Consider the following 14,443-nt stretch of genomic DNA (forward strand, 5'->3'; position numbering starts at 1 on the left):
GCGCCGGGTCCAGCAGCGCTTCTAGCGGCCTTCGAACCCGGTCAGCACGCCGACGGCGTTGACACCGATTTCCTCGACGGCGTAGCCGCCTTCCATGACGAACAGCGTCGGCAGGCCGAGCCTGGCGATGCGGCGGCCGATCCTGGGGTAGTCGGCGGTCTTCAGCTTGAACTGGCTGATCGGGTCCTTCTCGAAGGTGTCGACGCCGAGTGAAACCACGACGACGTCCGGGGCGTAAGCCGAAAGCCTCGTGCAAGCGTCCTCGAGTGAGGCGTTCCACACGTCCCAGCCGGTGCCGAAGGGCATCGGATAGTTGTCGTTGAAGCCTTCGCCGTCGCCCTCGCCGCGTTCATCGGCATGACCGAGGAAGAACGGATATTCGGTCATCGGATCGCCGTGCAGGTTCAGCACCTGAACGTCGCCGCGGCGATAGAATATCTCCTGGGTGCCGTTGCCGTGGTGATAGTCGACATCGAGGATCGAAACGCGTCTGGCGCCGTGATCACGGAACCATTGCGCGGCGACGGCGGCGTTGTTGATGAAGCAATAGCCGCCCATGAAGGCTGCACCGGCATGGTGTCCCGGCGGGCGGCAGAGCGCGAAGGCAGAAGGTTCACCGGCCTTGACCAGAGCGGCGGCGGTCAGCGCGACGTCATAGGACGACTTGATCGCGTCCCATGTGCCTTTGACGAACGTCGCGCCGCCGTCAAAGGAGTAGAAGCCGAGCAGCGCATCGATGCCTCTGGGGCGCACGTCGCCGCGCAGGCCGCGCGTCGGCCAGGTGAAGGGAATGGCCGAACCCGTGCGGCCGGACGCTTCCCAGAGCGGCCACACGGTCGGCAGGAAATCGATGTAGTCGCTGGCATGCACCTTCTTGGCGGCGGCGAGGTCGTGGCTTTCCGGCGGCAGGATCGGACCGAGCTTTTCGCTCTCCACCCGCGCCCTGATGAACTCGGCGCGCGAGGGCTTTTCGAAGGCCGGCACGATGGCGCCGGCGATCAGTTCGACATTGCCGGCATGACCGGCATGGAGAGGCGAAAAAACAGTCTTCATGAAATCTTTCCGTGGTGAGACGCGGCGACCCTAACCGTCCTGCACTGCCCTTCACAAGGCGCTGGGCCAACCAGCCATGGCTTGCTGGCCCGGCAGCCGGTCGTCTAGCCTGTCGCGGCCGCAACGAAACCGCAGGTAATCATGAGTTCAAATGCCGACCTGATCGTCACCAATGCCCGCGTGCTGACCATGGATGAAGGCAATCCGATGGCCGAGGCGGTGGCGATAAAGGACGGCAACATCCTGGCGGTTGGTGATCGCCGGACCATCGAGGCGATGAAGGGGCCGGCCACGGAGATTATGGATGCGCAAGGGGGGTCGGTGGTGCCGGGCTTCATCGAAGCGCACATGCATCTTTTCGGCGGCGCGGCCGAACTCGACAATCTGCATCTTCAGGGCGTGCATGGCTTCGATGCGCTGAGCGACGCGATCCGTGCGTATGCGGCGGCACGGCCGAACGCCAAATTGCTGCTTGGAGCCGGCGTCGATTACACCATCCTTTCCAGGGAAGAACCGGTCACCCGCCATCATCTCGACCGCATCATCCCCGACCGGCCGTTCGCCATGTCTGCTTCCGATCACCACACGATGTGGGCCAACACCAAGGCGCTGGAACTGGCGGGCATCCTGCACGGCAAGCAACTCGGCCCCGGCAACGAGATCGTCATGGGCGCCGACGGCCTTGCGGCGGGCGAATTGCGCGAGGGAGAGGCGTTCGGGCCGATCCTCGAACTTTCCGGGCAGAACCGCGTTCGGCTCGGCCTCGCGACAGGCGGCGAGCCCGAGCCGTACCCTTCCGCCGCTGAAATCGCGGCCGATCGTGACCTGATGCATCGCGGGCTGCAATGGTGCGCCCGCCACGGCATTACCTCGATCCAGAACATGGATGGTAATCTCTACCAGCTCGAGCTGCTTGCCGGACTGGAGCAGGAAGGGCGGCTGCTCTGCCGCACCAAGATACCCTTCCACTTCAAGAATTTCATGACGCTCGACAGGCTGGAAAAGGCATCGAGGATGGCTTCCGCCTATCGATCGGAATGGCTGTCGTCCGGCATGGTCAAGATGTTTTATGACGGCGTGCTCGAAGGCTGGACCGCGGTCATGGTCGACGATTATGCCGACCGGCCGGGCTGGCGCGGCGAGCCGCTGTTCACGCCCGAGCATTTCGCCGAGGTGGCGGTGGAGGCCGACCGGCGCGGCTTGCAGATCGCTGTACATTCGATCGGCGACGGCGCGGTGCGTGCGGTCCTCGACGGTTACGAGGCGGCGCGACGGAAAAATGGCAGGCGCGACAGCCGGCACCGGGTCGAGCACATCGAGGTGACCACCGCCGCCGACGTGCCGCGCTTCGCCGAACTCGGCGTCGTCGCCTCGATGCAGCCGCCGCACCCGCCCGGCGCCATGGACTTCCCGCTGGAGCCGACGCTCTCGCGCATCGGCCGCGAAAGATGGCCGCTGAGCTATGCCTGGCGGACGCTGAAGCAGGCGGGTGCGCATGTCGTCTTCGCTTCCGACTGGCCGGTGTCGCGGGTCGATCCGATCCTGGGCATTCAGGCGGCGGTGCTGCGCAAACCTTGGGCAGACGGCGTTCCCGACCAGAGCTTCTCGCTGTTGGAAGCGCTTGCCGGCTATACGGTCGAAGGCGCCTACGCCGAATTCATGGAGCACCGCAAGGGCCGGCTGAAACCCGGTTATCTGGCCGATCTGGTGGTGCTGTCGGCCGATATTGAGGCAATTCAGCCGGCTTCCCTGCACAAGGTGCATCCGGTCACCACCATCTGCGGCGGCAAGGTCACTTATCAGATTTGATGATGGAGCTGCCGTGGCACGGGGCTTGCGTTCTGAACCGAGATTCAGACGCATGGTTGCCAAGCCGACCGGCATGTGCTGACAATCGAATGGGAACTGCATCCGCCTTTAAGAGCGGACATAACAATGGGGTAGTGCGTGCCGGATCACCCGGGTAAGAGTGCAATCGAGGTACGCGGCGTCCGCAAGGTGTTCGGTACCGGGGACGCACAAGTCGCCGCTCTCGACACGGTTTCGGTATCGATCCGCGAGAATGAGTTCTTCACGCTGCTCGGGCCGTCCGGCTGCGGAAAAACGACGCTGCTTCGGCTGATTGCCGGCTTCGATTTTCCCAGCGAAGGCGAAATCCTGCTTCACGGGCAGGACATCGCGCCGCTGCCGCCGTTCAAGCGGCCGGTCAACACCGTGTTCCAGTCCTATGCGCTGTTCCCGCACATGACGGTGGCCGAGAATATCGGCTTCGGGCTGGAGATGCTGGGCAAGCCGAAAGCCGAAATCAAGGCACGCGTCGCCGAGATGCTGAAGCTGGTCAAAATGGAGGCGCTCAGCGGCCGCCGCACCAGCCAGATCTCCGGCGGCCAGCAGCAGCGCGTGGCACTGGCCCGCGCGCTGGCGCCGCAGCCAAAAGTGCTGTTGCTCGACGAGCCGTTGTCGGCGCTCGACTACAAGCTGCGCAAGGAGATGCAGATCGAACTGAAACGGCTGCAGCACCAGACGGGCATCACCTTCATCTTCGTCACCCACGACCAGGAGGAAGCGCTGACCATGTCGGACCGCATCGCTGTGATGTCGGCCGGTAAGATCCTGCAGGTCGGCACGCCGTGGGACATCTACGACAAGCCGGCGGAGCGCTTCGTTGCCGACTTCATCGGCGAAACCAATTTCCTGACCGCAGCCATCACCGATATCGGCAACGGCAAGGCTCGCGCGACCCTCAAATCCGGCGCAACGATCGACGCGACCGTGGCTGAAGGCTTCCAGCCGAAGGATAATGCTACCGTGGTGGTCAGGCCGGAACACGCCAAGCTGACCAGCGGCAAGGGCGACCTTTCGGGAACCATCGAAAACATCGTCTATTTCGGTACCGACACGCATATTCATGTCCAACTGGACAGTGGCGAAGCCTTCACCGTGCGCCAGCAGAACACGCGCAGCGCAGGCTGCGGTTTCGAGCGGGGCGACAAGGTCGGCGTCTCGATCGGCAACGACGCCGCGCAAGTGCTGAGGGATTGATGGCAGTCACGTTTTCCCAAGCTGCATTGTTCGAAGCAGAGGCGGAGAAGGCCAGCGCCAGGCGCCACCGCCTGCTTTCGTTACCAGCTTTGATAATCATCGGGATTTTCGGCGTGCTGCCGCTTCTCATCATCCTCATCTATTCATTTCTTGCCGCAGCACCTTACGGCGGCGTGCAGTGGAAGTTCTCGACAGACGCCTATCTGAACTTCCTGTTCCAGCGCGATATTTTCGACGACACGCTGCAGTTTACGCCGGATTTTCTGATTATCTATCTGCGCTCGTTCGTCTTCGCCGTGGTGACGACGGTCATCTGCCTGCTGCTCGGCTTTCCGACAGCCTATTTCATGGCCACGCGACCGCCGGCGCAGCGCAACTGGTGGGTGCTGCTGATCACCATCCCGTTCTGGTCGAACCTGCTGGTGCGCACGCTCGCCATCATGTTCATCATCCGCGACGAGGGCCTCATCAACAACGCACTGATGGCTCTGGGGGTGATCGAGAAACCGATCACCATGCTCTACACCAACTTCGCCATCCAGCTCGGCCTGTTGTACTCGTTCCTGCCGTTCATGGTGCTGCCGCTCTATTCCAGCCTGGAGAAGCTGGATTTCCGGCTGGTCGAGGCCGCCTACGATCTCTATGCGACGCGTCGGCAGGTGCTATGGCGGGTGATCATCCCGCTGTCGCTGCCCGGCATCATCGCCGGCTGCCTGCTTGTGTTCATGCCGGCCCTCGGCGCCTATGTGACGCCGCTGATCCTCGGCGGCGGTATCCACCTGATGATCGGCGATCTCATCGCCCAGCAATTCGGCTCCGGGCGCAACTGGCCGCTCGGCTGCGCGCAGGCGCTGATCCTGATGGCAGCGGTGCTGGTCGCGCTCTACTTCTATGTCCGCAACACGTCGGGGAAGATGAGGCATGGCTGATCCCCGCGTCGACATCAAGGACCAGCCTGGCTTTCGCTCGATTGCCATCATCTGCCTTTGCGTGCTCTACGCGCCGATCCTGATCCTGATGATCTTTTCGCTGAACACCGGGTCGCTGGTCACTCGTTGGGAAGGCATCGGCTTTAGTTGGTATGGCAGTGCGCTGCTCAACGAGGAATTCCACAACGCCGCCAAGAACACGCTGATCATCTCGGTGAGCGCCACCATCATCTCGACGATCGCGGCGACGCTGGCGGCGATCGGCATGACCCGGGTGAAGCCGTGGCGCGGGCTGTCGGCGGCCTTCATGGTCATCAACCTGCCGCTGATGGTGCCGGAAATCATTACGGCGGTGGCAACGCTATCGTTCTTTGCGCTGATCGCGGGCACTCTCGAGCTCAATTTCGGCATCGGCAATCTGATCCTCGCCCACACCGTCTTTTGCATTCCTTTCGCCTATATGCCGATCCGGGCGCGTCTCGAGGACATGGATCTGACGCTCGAAGCTGCCGCGGCCGATCTCTATGCCACGCCCTGGCATGCTTTCCGGCGCATAACGCTGCCATTGCTGGTTCCCGGCATCCTGTCGGGTGGGGCGCTCGCCTTCATCGTCTCCTTCGACGATTTCACCATCACGCAGCTGGTCGCCGGCCCCGGGCAGACGACGCTGCCCCTCTACATCTGGAACCAGATCAGGCGGCCGATGACGCCGGAGATCAATGCCATCTCCACCATCCTGCTGCTGGTGTCGATCCTGTTCGTCTCGATATCGTTCCTGATCGCGCGCCGCCGCGCCAAGTGAGTCAATGGGAAGGCAAAGGAGACTGTGATGTCTAGGAAACTGATGGCTGCCGTTTCGACGGCAGCACTTTTATGGGCAGTACCTGCACTCGCCGATGGTGAGCTGCACATCTACAATTGGGGTGATTACACCAACCCCAAGCTGATCGAGAAATTCGAAAAACAATACAACGTCAAGGTGACGCTGGACGACTACGATTCCAACGAGACCATGCTGTCGAAGGTGCGCGCCGGCAATTCCGGCTACGACATCGTCGTCCCGTCCGACTACACCGTGAAGATCATGATCGATGAGGGCCTGCTCGAAAAGACCGAGCCCAATGCGATGCCGAACGGCAAGAACCTCGACCCGCGCTTCGTCGACATCTACTGGGATAGTGGCCGTCACTACACCGTGCCGTGGCAGTTCGGCACCACCGCGTTCGAAGTCAACACCGACAAATACAAGGGCGACATCGACACGCTGGCAATCCTGTTCGACCCGCCGGACGAGTTGAAAGGCCAGATCAACATGCTCGACGATGTCAACACCGTGATGCACGCGGCCGAGCGCTATGCCGGCGTGCCGCGTTGCGGCGCCGACAAGGCCAATCTGAAGAAGGTCAACGACATTCTCATGGCCGCCAAGCCGTCATGGAAGACCTTCAGCTACGACACCATCACCAAGATCACCTCGGGCGATGTGATCGTCACGGAGGCGTGGAACGGCGCAACCTATCGTGCGCGCCAGAAAATTCCGGCGATCAAATACGCCTATCCCAAGGAAGGCATCGAAGGCTGGATGGACAATGTGGCCGTGTTGAAGGGCGCGAAGAACCTTGAAAATGCGAAGCTGTTCCAGGACTTCGTCATGGCTCCGGAAAACGCGGCGCTGATTTCGGAATTCGCCGGCTACGACAACGGCATTACCGGCAGTCACAAGTTCCTGTCGCCGGATTTCGCCAGCGCGCCGGAAATCAATCCACCGGCTGGTGCGCCGACTGCGGAATTCGTGCCACCTTGCCCACCGGAAGTGGTCGAGATCTACAACAAGATCTGGACCAATCTGCGCAAATAGGCTCGACGTGGGATCGATCGAAGGGAGGCTTCGGCCTCCCTTCTTTGCGACAAGGGGATTGGATGAAATCTTATCGCAACAGCGAACCGGCGCCGCCGATCATGCAGGGTTCGCCGCCGCAGATGGTGCCGCCGAAGCTCGACTGGGACCGGCCGCCATGGAATCGTTGGGCGTTCCAGCACATCCGCGAATTTCTGCCGACCGTCGAAGTCTGGCGCGGCAATGGCCATCGGCATCGCTTCGAGCGCGCCGAGGTCGATCTCGACGCGCTGTCGGTGAATGACAGCATGGGGCAGCCGACTACGCTCGCCGGACTGCTCGATGAGACCTATACGGACGGGTTTCTCGTGCTCAAGGACGGCAAGGTCGCCTATGAGCGCTATTTCAACGGCATGGCCGAACGCACGCTGCATCTATCACAGTCGATGGCGAAGTCTGTCACGGCCTCGGTGTTCGGCATACTGGTCGGGCGCGGGCTGATCGATCCGGCCTTGCCGGTGACGGCCTATCTGCCGGAGCTGGAAGCGACCGGCTGGGCAGGCGCCAGCGTGCAGCATGTGCTCGACATGACGAGCGGGGTGCGCTTTTCCGAGGAATACACCGACCCCTATTCCGATATCGGCCAGGTCGATGTCGCCACCGGCTGGAAGCCGGTGCCGCCGGGCAGCGATCCGGCCTTCCGCTGGCCATCGCATATGTTCGAACTGATCCTGGGGCTCAAGGAAAAGAGCCGGCCGCACGGCGCTGCCTTCGAATACCGCTCGATCGAGACCGACGTGCTTGCCTTCATCATGGAACGGGTGAGCGGCAAACGGCTGGCGCAGCTGGTTTCGGACGAACTCTGGCAAAAACTCGGCGCCGATGAAAGTGCCTGCTTTACCGTCGACAGCGCCGGTTATGCGGTCGCCGACGGGGGCTTCAACGCCACGCTGCGCGACTATGGCCGCTTCGGCCAGCTGATCCTCGACAATGGGGGCGGCATCGTGCCGGCCGACTGGATCGAGGCGACGCGCAACGGCAGGCATGGACCGGATTTCAGTCCCAGCCTGCCGGAAGGCAGCTATCACAACCAGTTCTGGATCGAGGACCCGCGCTCGCGCGCGCTGATGTGCCGGGGCGTGTTCGGGCAGCTGATCCATATCGACTGGGATACGAGAATGGTCGTGGTGAAGCTTTCGAGCTATCCGGATTTCACCAACATCGGCTATTCGGTGGCGACGCTGAAGGCGGTGCATGCCATTGCCGCTGCGGTCGGCTGAGCCTCAAAGAAAATCCGCAAGGACCATCATGACCGGCAAGACCGCGTTCGAGACCAGATATGGCTTTGCCCGCAATGAGGTGCTGCTCGGCAATTGGCGGGAAAGCCCGTTCAGCCGGTGGTCGTTCCAGAATGTCGGTGAGCTGGTGCCGAGCATGAGCGTTGCGGCAAAGCCGGGTGGCGGCGAGGTGCCGGTGCAGGATTTCGGCGGGCTGCTCGGCGAAAAGGTCGCGCTGGCCGGTGGCCCTGAGAGCGTCACAGCCTTTCTCAGGCGCTCCGCTACCGACGCGCTGACGATCATGAAAGGCGGCAAATTCGTCGGCGACTGGTACGCACCGCATATGGATTTCGGCGCCCGCCACATCGTCTTTTCGCTCAGCAAGTCGCTGACCGCCATTGTTGCCGGCATATTGGAAGGTGAGGGGATTTTCGATCCGGACGCACCGGTGACCCGCTATCTGCCCGAAGCCGCCGGTTCGGCCTATGGCGATGCGAGCGTGCGGCATGTGCTCGACATGACGGTAAGCCTCGATTTCGAAGAGGCCTATCTCGATCCGGAAAGCGCATTCGCCCGCTACCGTCGCGCGACGCTGTGGAATCCTGGCGGCGGTACAGAGAGCCTGGCAGCCTTCATCATGACGCTGCAGCGTCTGGAGGAGCCGCATGGCCGGACGTTCCGCTACCGCTCGCCCAACTCCGACCTGCTCGGCATCCTGATCGAGCGCGCATCCGGCCGGCGCTTCGCCGATCTGATGCGGGAAAAATTGTGGCTGCCGCTCGGCGCCGCCAGCGAGGCATCGGTGACTCTGGACATGGAAGGTACGGCGCGCGCGGCCGGCGGCATTTCGGTGACGCCGCGCGACCTTGCGCGCGTCGGCGAGATGATGCGGCAAGGCGGCGTGGCCAATGGCCGCCGCATCGTCCCTGAAAGCTGGGTGCGCGACACGACCGTCGCAGGCGGTGACGCCGAGGCCTGGCGGCGCGGCACGATGGCGTTCCTGTTTCCGCAGGGCCGCTACCGCAACAAATGGTACCAGACGGGGGCGGAAAGCGGCGCCTTCTACGGTATCGGCATCCACGGCCAGTGGCTCTACGTCAATCCGAAGGCCGAAGTGGTGATCGCAAAGATGTCGTCGCAGCCGAAGCCGGTCGACGATCAGCTCGATCTCGACATGATTTCCTTCTTCGAGGCGCTGAGCCGGATGGTTTAGCGGGGGCAGTGGTCGAAGTCGGAGCCGCCCCTCAACCCCCTGCCGGGACCTTCTCCCCGCGAAGAACGGGGAGAAGGGGCTGGCCGCAACGCTGGCGCCATCCTTGCAACGCCGGCGATCGGCGAAATCGCCGATGGCAGCGCCCTCTCCCCGTCCCTATACGGGGAGAGGATGCCGGCAGGCAGGTGAGGGGCGGCGCCAACGCTGCTGGTTCAGGCGCACCCAACCCTCCGCTTTCCTGTGGACCTCTCAAGCGGTTGAAACGCTGCGGTTGGCGCAGCGGGCGTCTCCGCCTATGGTCGCCGTTCTTTTCGACCAACGCGAGGGCCGACATGGCATCCGACAGTAAGCGCATCGCAACGATCATAGCCGCCGAGATCGGCGCGCGGCCGGAACAGGCCGCGGCAGCGATCGGACTGCTGGACGACGGCGCGACCGTGCCGTTCGTGGCGCGCTACCGCAAGGAGGTCACCGGCGGCCTCGACGACACGCAACTGCGCGATCTTGCCGAGCGGCTCGCCTATCTGCGCGAGCTCGACGCGCGCCGCGACACCATCCTTGGTTCGATCCGCGAGCAGGGTAAGCTGACCGAGGAGCTCGAGGCGAAAATCGCTGCCGCCGTCACCAAGGCGGAGCTCGAAGACATCTACCTGCCTTACAAGCCGAAACGCCGGACCAAGGCCGAGATCGCGCGCGAACGTGGGCTGGGGCCGTTGGCCGAGGCCATCCTCGCCGACCGTGCTGCCGTGCCCGGCGAACTGGCGCTGGCCTATATCAAAGAGGAGGTGGCCGACGCCAAGGCGGCGCTGGAAGGCGCGCGCGATATCCTGTCCGAACAGTTCGCCGAGAATGCCGATCTGGTCGGCAGACTGCGGACCTATATGAAGGAGCGCGCCTTCATGCGCTCACGTGTCGTCGACGGCAAGCAGGAGGCCGGCGCGAAATTCTCCGACTATTTCGACCATGTCGAGCGCTGGGCCAACGTGCCGAGCCATCGCGCGCTGGCGATGCTGCGCGGCCGCAACGAGGAGGTCCTGTCGCTCGACATTGAGGTCGATGCCGACGATGCCTCGCCGGTGAAGCCGGTCGAGCGGATGATTGCCGATGCCTACGCCATCGGCCGCCAGTTGCCGGGCGACCGCTGGCTGATGGAGGTGGCCGGCTGGACCTGGCGCATAAAGCTGTCGCTGCATCTGACACTCGATTTGATGCGGGATCTGCGCGAGCGGGCCGAGGAGGAGGCGATCCATGTCTTCGCCCGTAATCTGAAGGATTTGCTGCTCGCAGCACCCGCCGGCTCGCGCGCCACAATGGGGCTCGACCCCGGCATCCGCACCGGCGTCAAGGTAGCGGTGGTGGATGGCACCGGCAAGGTTCTGGTGACGACAACGGTCTATCCGTTTCCGCCGAAGAACGACGTGCGCGGCACGCAGTCCGAGCTGGCCAAGCTCATCCGCCTGCACAAGGTCGAGCTGATTTCGATCGGCAACGGCACCGGCAGCCGCGAGACCGAGCGGCTGGTGGCCGATATGCTGGCTGACATGCCTGCTGGCTCCGGGCCGAAGCCGCTCAAGGTGATCGTCAGCGAGGCTGGTGCCTCGGTCTATTCCGCTTCCGCCACGGCGGCAGCTGAATTTCCAGGCCTCGACGTGTCGCTGCGCGGTGCGGTGTCGATCGCGCGGCGCCTGCAGGATCCGCTCGCCGAACTGGTCAAGATCGAGCCGAAGTCGATAGGCGTCGGCCAGTACCAGCACGATGTCGACCAGTACCGGCTCGGCCGCTCGCTGGAAGCGGTGGTGGAAGACGCGGTCAACGCCGTCGGTGTCGATCTCAACACGGCGTCGGCACCGCTTCTGGCGCGGGTTTCGGGTCTCGGCGCATCGCTGGCCGAGGCGATCGTTGCGCATCGCGACGTCTCCGGCCCGTTCGCCAGCCGCCGCGAACTGTTGAAGGTCTCCCGCCTTGGACCCCGCGCGTTCGAGCAATGCGCCGGGTTCCTGCGCATTCCGAACGGCACCGAACCTCTTGATGCCTCGGCCGTGCATCCGGAAGCCTATGGCGTGGCGAAAAAGATTGTTGCGGCCTGCCGGCGCGACGTACGCTCGCTGATGGGCGACAGCGCCGCACTCAAGGCGCTCGACCCGCGCGTCTTCGTCGACGAGCGCTTCGGCCTGCCGACAGTGCGCGACATCCTGGCGGAGCTGGAAAAACCCGGCCGCGATCCGCGCCCCGGTTTCAAGACCGCGACCTTTGCCGACGGCGTCGACGACATCAAGGATCTGAAGCCCGGCATGCTTTTGGAAGGCACCGTCACCAATGTCGCGGCCTTCGGCGCATTCGTCGATATCGGCGTGCATCAGGATGGATTGGTGCACGTCTCGCAACTGGCCGACCGTTTCGTCAAGGACGCGCATGAGGTGGTCAAGGCCGGTGACGTGGTCAAGGTGCGTGTCGTCGACGTCGACATCAAGCGCAAGCGCATCGGCCTGTCGATGCGCAAGGACGGCGACGGTGGCGCACCGAAGCCGCGTGACAATGGCAACAGGCCGGTGCCGCGCGCGCCGGCGCCTCAGCGTCAGCCGGAGCGGCCGGCGCAGCAGGGCGCGTTTGGCGCCGCTCTGTCGGAGGCGCTGAAACGGAGGTAGGTGTTTTGTGGCAATCGTTTTTGCGACCCGGAGCGGAGCGGCCAGTCCGGTTCGGCGTGGCGCGAAGCGATTCGTGAACGCGACTTTGCGGAATTTTGTTCTTGCTTTGTGCCGGCAGCTATGCTACTAATTTAGTCATGGTGTTTGCGCCAGCGACCCGCCCTCCAAAGGCGGTTTTTTGCGTCTACCTCAAACCGCTTCTGATTTTTTGGCCACATGCATGAGCAGCCAATCGCGAAAGCTGGCGACCGGCGGATGGCCGCGCTTGTCGTGCGGCACGACGAGATAATAGGCGCTGCGGCTCTCCATCGGCCGGCCGGGAGCCGGTACGAGCTGACCGCGCTGCAGCTCGCCCGATATCAGGATCTGCGGCAGCAGGGCCACGCCGAGCCCGGCCATGCAGGCCTGGGCGGCGGTGCCGAATTGCTCGAACTGCATGCCTGGCCCGGTTGGCGCGCTCAGCCCTTGATACGCGAACCACTCCGCCCAGGCGCCGGGGCGGGTCGCCATGTGCAACAGCGGCAGGCGGCCGATGTCGGCGGCTGTGACGATAGCGCGGCCGGCCAGAAAGTCGGGCGAGACCACCGGCGCCACCGTCTCGCGCATCAGGAGCATGGAGTCGGCATCCGGCCAGTCGGCCAGGCCGTAATGGACAGCGGCGTCGAGCCGTTCGCGAGCGAAGTCGAAGCGACCGACACGGGTGACGAAGTTGATGGTGATGTCGGGGTTGTTTTCGACGAAATCCGGAATGAGCGGCATCAGCCAGCGGGTGCCGAAGGTCGGCAGGATGGCGAGGTTCAAGATGCCACTATGCCGATTGCTCATCAATCCAAGGGCGGCGTCGCGCAATTGGCCAAGCGCTGAGCGCACCGCCTCGGCATAGAGTTCGCCTGCCGCCGACAGCCGGACATTGCGGCTGTCGCGCTCGAACAGCCGGCGGCCGAACTGATCTTCCAACAGTTTGATCTGCCGGCTGACGGCGCCCTGGGTCAGATCGAGTTCCTGCGCGGCAGCGGTAAAGCTGCCCAGCCGGGCCACCGCCTCGAAGGCGGCAAGGGCGCTGATACCAGGTAGAAGGCGGCGCTGGACATTCATGATCCATTACTAACGGTCATTGGTCGGTGAAGCAATTTCGTTTGATTTTTTCGGGCCAGGAGCCGATAAGCCGCGCACTTGAAGATTTTTGTTTTTGAGGACCGAGAGCCATGGCCGCCGACAAGAACGCATTCGTCTGGGATGATCCTTTCCTGATCGAGGATCAGCTTTCGGAAGACGAGCGTATGGTGCGAGATGGCGCGGCGGCATTTGCCGCCGATAAGCTCGCTCCGAAGATCGAGGAAGCCTATCTCGAGGAAAAGACCGATGCCGGCATCTTCCGCGAGATGGGCGAAGCCGGGCTGCTCGGCATCACCATTCCGGAAGAATATGGTGGGCTCGGCGCCAATTATGTCACCTACGGGCTGGTGGCGCGCGAGGTCGAGCGCATCGATTCCGGCTATCGCTCGATGATGAGCGTGCAGTCGTCGCTGGTGATGTATCCGATCCATGCCTACGGCTCGGAAGAGCAGCGCAGGAAATACCTGCCGAAGCTGGCGTCGGGCGAATGGATCGGTTGTTTCGGCCTGACCGAGTCGGATGCCGGTTCCGACCCGGGCGGCATGAAGACGCGGGCCGAGAAGACCGCGAGCGGCTACAAGCTCTCCGGCTCGAAAATGTGGATTTCCAACGCGCCGATCGCCGACGTTTTCGTCGTCTGGGCAAAATCGGCCGCGCATGACAACGAGATTCGCGGCTTCGTGCTGGAAAATGGCATGAAGGGACTGTCGGCGCCGAAAATCGGCGGCAAGCTGTCGCTGCGCGCGTCGATCACCGGCGAAGTGGTGATGGAAGGCGTCGAGGTCGGCGAAGACTCCTTGCTGCCCAATGTCTCGGGCCTCAAAGGTCCGTTCGGCTGCCTCAACCGGGCGCGCTACGGCATTTCCTGGGGTGCAATGGGCGCGGCGGAGGATTGCTGGCACCGCGCCCGCCAATATGGCCTCGATCGCAAGCAGTTCGGCAAGCCGCTGGCCGGCACGCAGCTGTTCCAGAAGAAGCTCGCCGATATGCAGACCGAGATCGCGCTCGGCCTGCAGGGCAGCCTGCGGGTCGGGCGGCTGATGGATGAAGGCAAGATGGCGCCGGAGATGATCTCGATCGTCAAGCGCAACAATTGCGGCAAGGCGCTCGACATCGCCCGCCAGGCCCGCGACATGCATGGCGGCAATGGCATCCAGATCGGCTATCACGTCATGCGCCACGCCCAGAACCTTGAAACCGTCAACACCTATGAGGGTACGCATGACGTGCATGCGTTGATCCTCGGACGCGCGCAGACGGGGATACAGGCGTTTTTCTGAGCCGCTAGCCGTCGCTTAAATTAGGTGCACCGCAACATCTGCTTGGAGAAT

General features: G+C 63.3%; 11 protein-coding genes. 9 read left to right on the top strand and 2 right to left on the bottom strand.

The annotated features are described in order from the left end of the window. Positions 1 to 21 precede the first annotated feature (21 nt). Positions 22 to 1,053, bottom strand: coding sequence for a histone deacetylase family protein (locus NKI85_RS11350; protein WP_352524558.1), 1,032 nt, complete (start codon positions 1,051 to 1,053; stop codon positions 22 to 24). A gap of 141 nt (positions 1,054 to 1,194) precedes the next feature. On the opposite strand from NKI85_RS11350, the gene NKI85_RS11355 reads away from it, so the two are divergent. From NKI85_RS11355 to NKI85_RS11390, 8 genes are all read left to right on the top strand, one after another. Continuing rightward, positions 1,195 to 2,862 (top strand): amidohydrolase, encoded by a 1,668-nt coding sequence (locus tag NKI85_RS11355; RefSeq protein WP_352524556.1) that lies wholly within the window; start codon positions 1,195 to 1,197, stop codon positions 2,860 to 2,862. 138 nt (positions 2,863 to 3,000) lie between these two features. Next, entirely contained in the window at positions 3,001 to 4,095 is a 1,095-nt protein-coding gene (locus NKI85_RS11360) for an ABC transporter ATP-binding protein (RefSeq protein ID WP_352524555.1), read from the top strand. After that, positions 4,095 to 5,024: an ABC transporter permease gene (locus NKI85_RS11365; RefSeq protein WP_352776748.1), complete on the top strand. Its 930-nt coding sequence runs from the start codon at positions 4,095 to 4,097 to the stop codon at positions 5,022 to 5,024. Before NKI85_RS11360 ends, NKI85_RS11365 begins: the two co-directional genes overlap by 1 nt. Further along, entirely contained in the window at positions 5,017 to 5,826 is an 810-nt protein-coding gene (locus NKI85_RS11370) for an ABC transporter permease (protein WP_352524552.1), read from the top strand. The genes NKI85_RS11365 and NKI85_RS11370 overlap by 8 nt, the downstream gene beginning before the upstream one ends. A gap of 27 nt (positions 5,827 to 5,853) precedes the next feature. Further along, positions 5,854 to 6,882, top strand: a complete 1,029-nt coding sequence (locus NKI85_RS11375) for an extracellular solute-binding protein (RefSeq protein WP_352524551.1) — start codon at positions 5,854 to 5,856, stop codon at positions 6,880 to 6,882. A gap of 62 nt (positions 6,883 to 6,944) precedes the next feature. Beyond that, complete coding sequence (locus tag NKI85_RS11380; protein ID WP_352524550.1) at positions 6,945 to 8,141, top strand: serine hydrolase domain-containing protein; 1,197 nt, start codon at positions 6,945 to 6,947, stop codon at positions 8,139 to 8,141. Positions 8,142 to 8,169: 28 nt separating this feature from the next. Next, positions 8,170 to 9,351 carry a serine hydrolase domain-containing protein gene (locus NKI85_RS11385; RefSeq protein WP_352524549.1) on the top strand — a complete coding sequence of 394 codons (1,182 nt, stop codon included), beginning with the start codon at positions 8,170 to 8,172 and terminating at the stop codon, positions 9,349 to 9,351. Positions 9,352 to 9,683: 332 nt separating this feature from the next. After that, the gene (locus NKI85_RS11390) at positions 9,684 to 11,996 is read left to right on the top strand and encodes a Tex family protein (RefSeq protein WP_352524548.1); all 2,313 of its coding nucleotides are present in this window, start codon (positions 9,684 to 9,686) and stop codon (positions 11,994 to 11,996) included. A gap of 189 nt (positions 11,997 to 12,185) precedes the next feature. Here NKI85_RS11390 and NKI85_RS11395 read toward each other — a convergent pair whose 3' ends face one another. After that, complete coding sequence (locus NKI85_RS11395; protein ID WP_352524546.1) at positions 12,186 to 13,091, bottom strand: LysR family transcriptional regulator; 906 nt, start codon at positions 13,089 to 13,091, stop codon at positions 12,186 to 12,188. A 110-nt stretch (positions 13,092 to 13,201) separates the two neighbouring features. On the opposite strand from NKI85_RS11395, the gene NKI85_RS11400 reads away from it, so the two are divergent. Then, positions 13,202 to 14,392 (top strand): acyl-CoA dehydrogenase, encoded by a 1,191-nt coding sequence (locus tag NKI85_RS11400; RefSeq protein WP_352524544.1) that lies wholly within the window; start codon positions 13,202 to 13,204, stop codon positions 14,390 to 14,392. The last annotated feature ends 51 nt before the right edge of the window (positions 14,393 to 14,443 follow it).

Source organism: Mesorhizobium sp. M0571, from assembly GCF_040320985.1.
In the GTDB taxonomy this organism is placed as follows: Bacteria; Pseudomonadota; Alphaproteobacteria; order Rhizobiales; family Rhizobiaceae; genus Mesorhizobium.

Coding starts and splice junctions, on each gene's coding strand:
- NKI85_RS11350 (WP_352524558.1), bottom strand. CDS start 1,053: ATGAAGACTGTTTTTTCGCCTCTCCATGCCGGTCATGCCGGCAATGTC.
- NKI85_RS11355 (WP_352524556.1), top strand. CDS start 1,195: ATGAGTTCAAATGCCGACCTGATCGTCACCAATGCCCGCGTGCTGACC.
- NKI85_RS11365 (WP_352776748.1), top strand. CDS start 4,095: ATGGCAGTCACGTTTTCCCAAGCTGCATTGTTCGAAGCAGAGGCGGAG.
- NKI85_RS11370 (WP_352524552.1), top strand. CDS start 5,017: ATGGCTGATCCCCGCGTCGACATCAAGGACCAGCCTGGCTTTCGCTCG.
- NKI85_RS11375 (WP_352524551.1), top strand. CDS start 5,854: ATGTCTAGGAAACTGATGGCTGCCGTTTCGACGGCAGCACTTTTATGG.
- NKI85_RS11380 (WP_352524550.1), top strand. CDS start 6,945: ATGAAATCTTATCGCAACAGCGAACCGGCGCCGCCGATCATGCAGGGT.
- NKI85_RS11385 (WP_352524549.1), top strand. CDS start 8,170: ATGACCGGCAAGACCGCGTTCGAGACCAGATATGGCTTTGCCCGCAAT.
- NKI85_RS11390 (WP_352524548.1), top strand. CDS start 9,684: ATGGCATCCGACAGTAAGCGCATCGCAACGATCATAGCCGCCGAGATC.
- NKI85_RS11395 (WP_352524546.1), bottom strand. CDS start 13,091: ATGAATGTCCAGCGCCGCCTTCTACCTGGTATCAGCGCCCTTGCCGCC.
- NKI85_RS11400 (WP_352524544.1), top strand. CDS start 13,202: ATGGCCGCCGACAAGAACGCATTCGTCTGGGATGATCCTTTCCTGATC.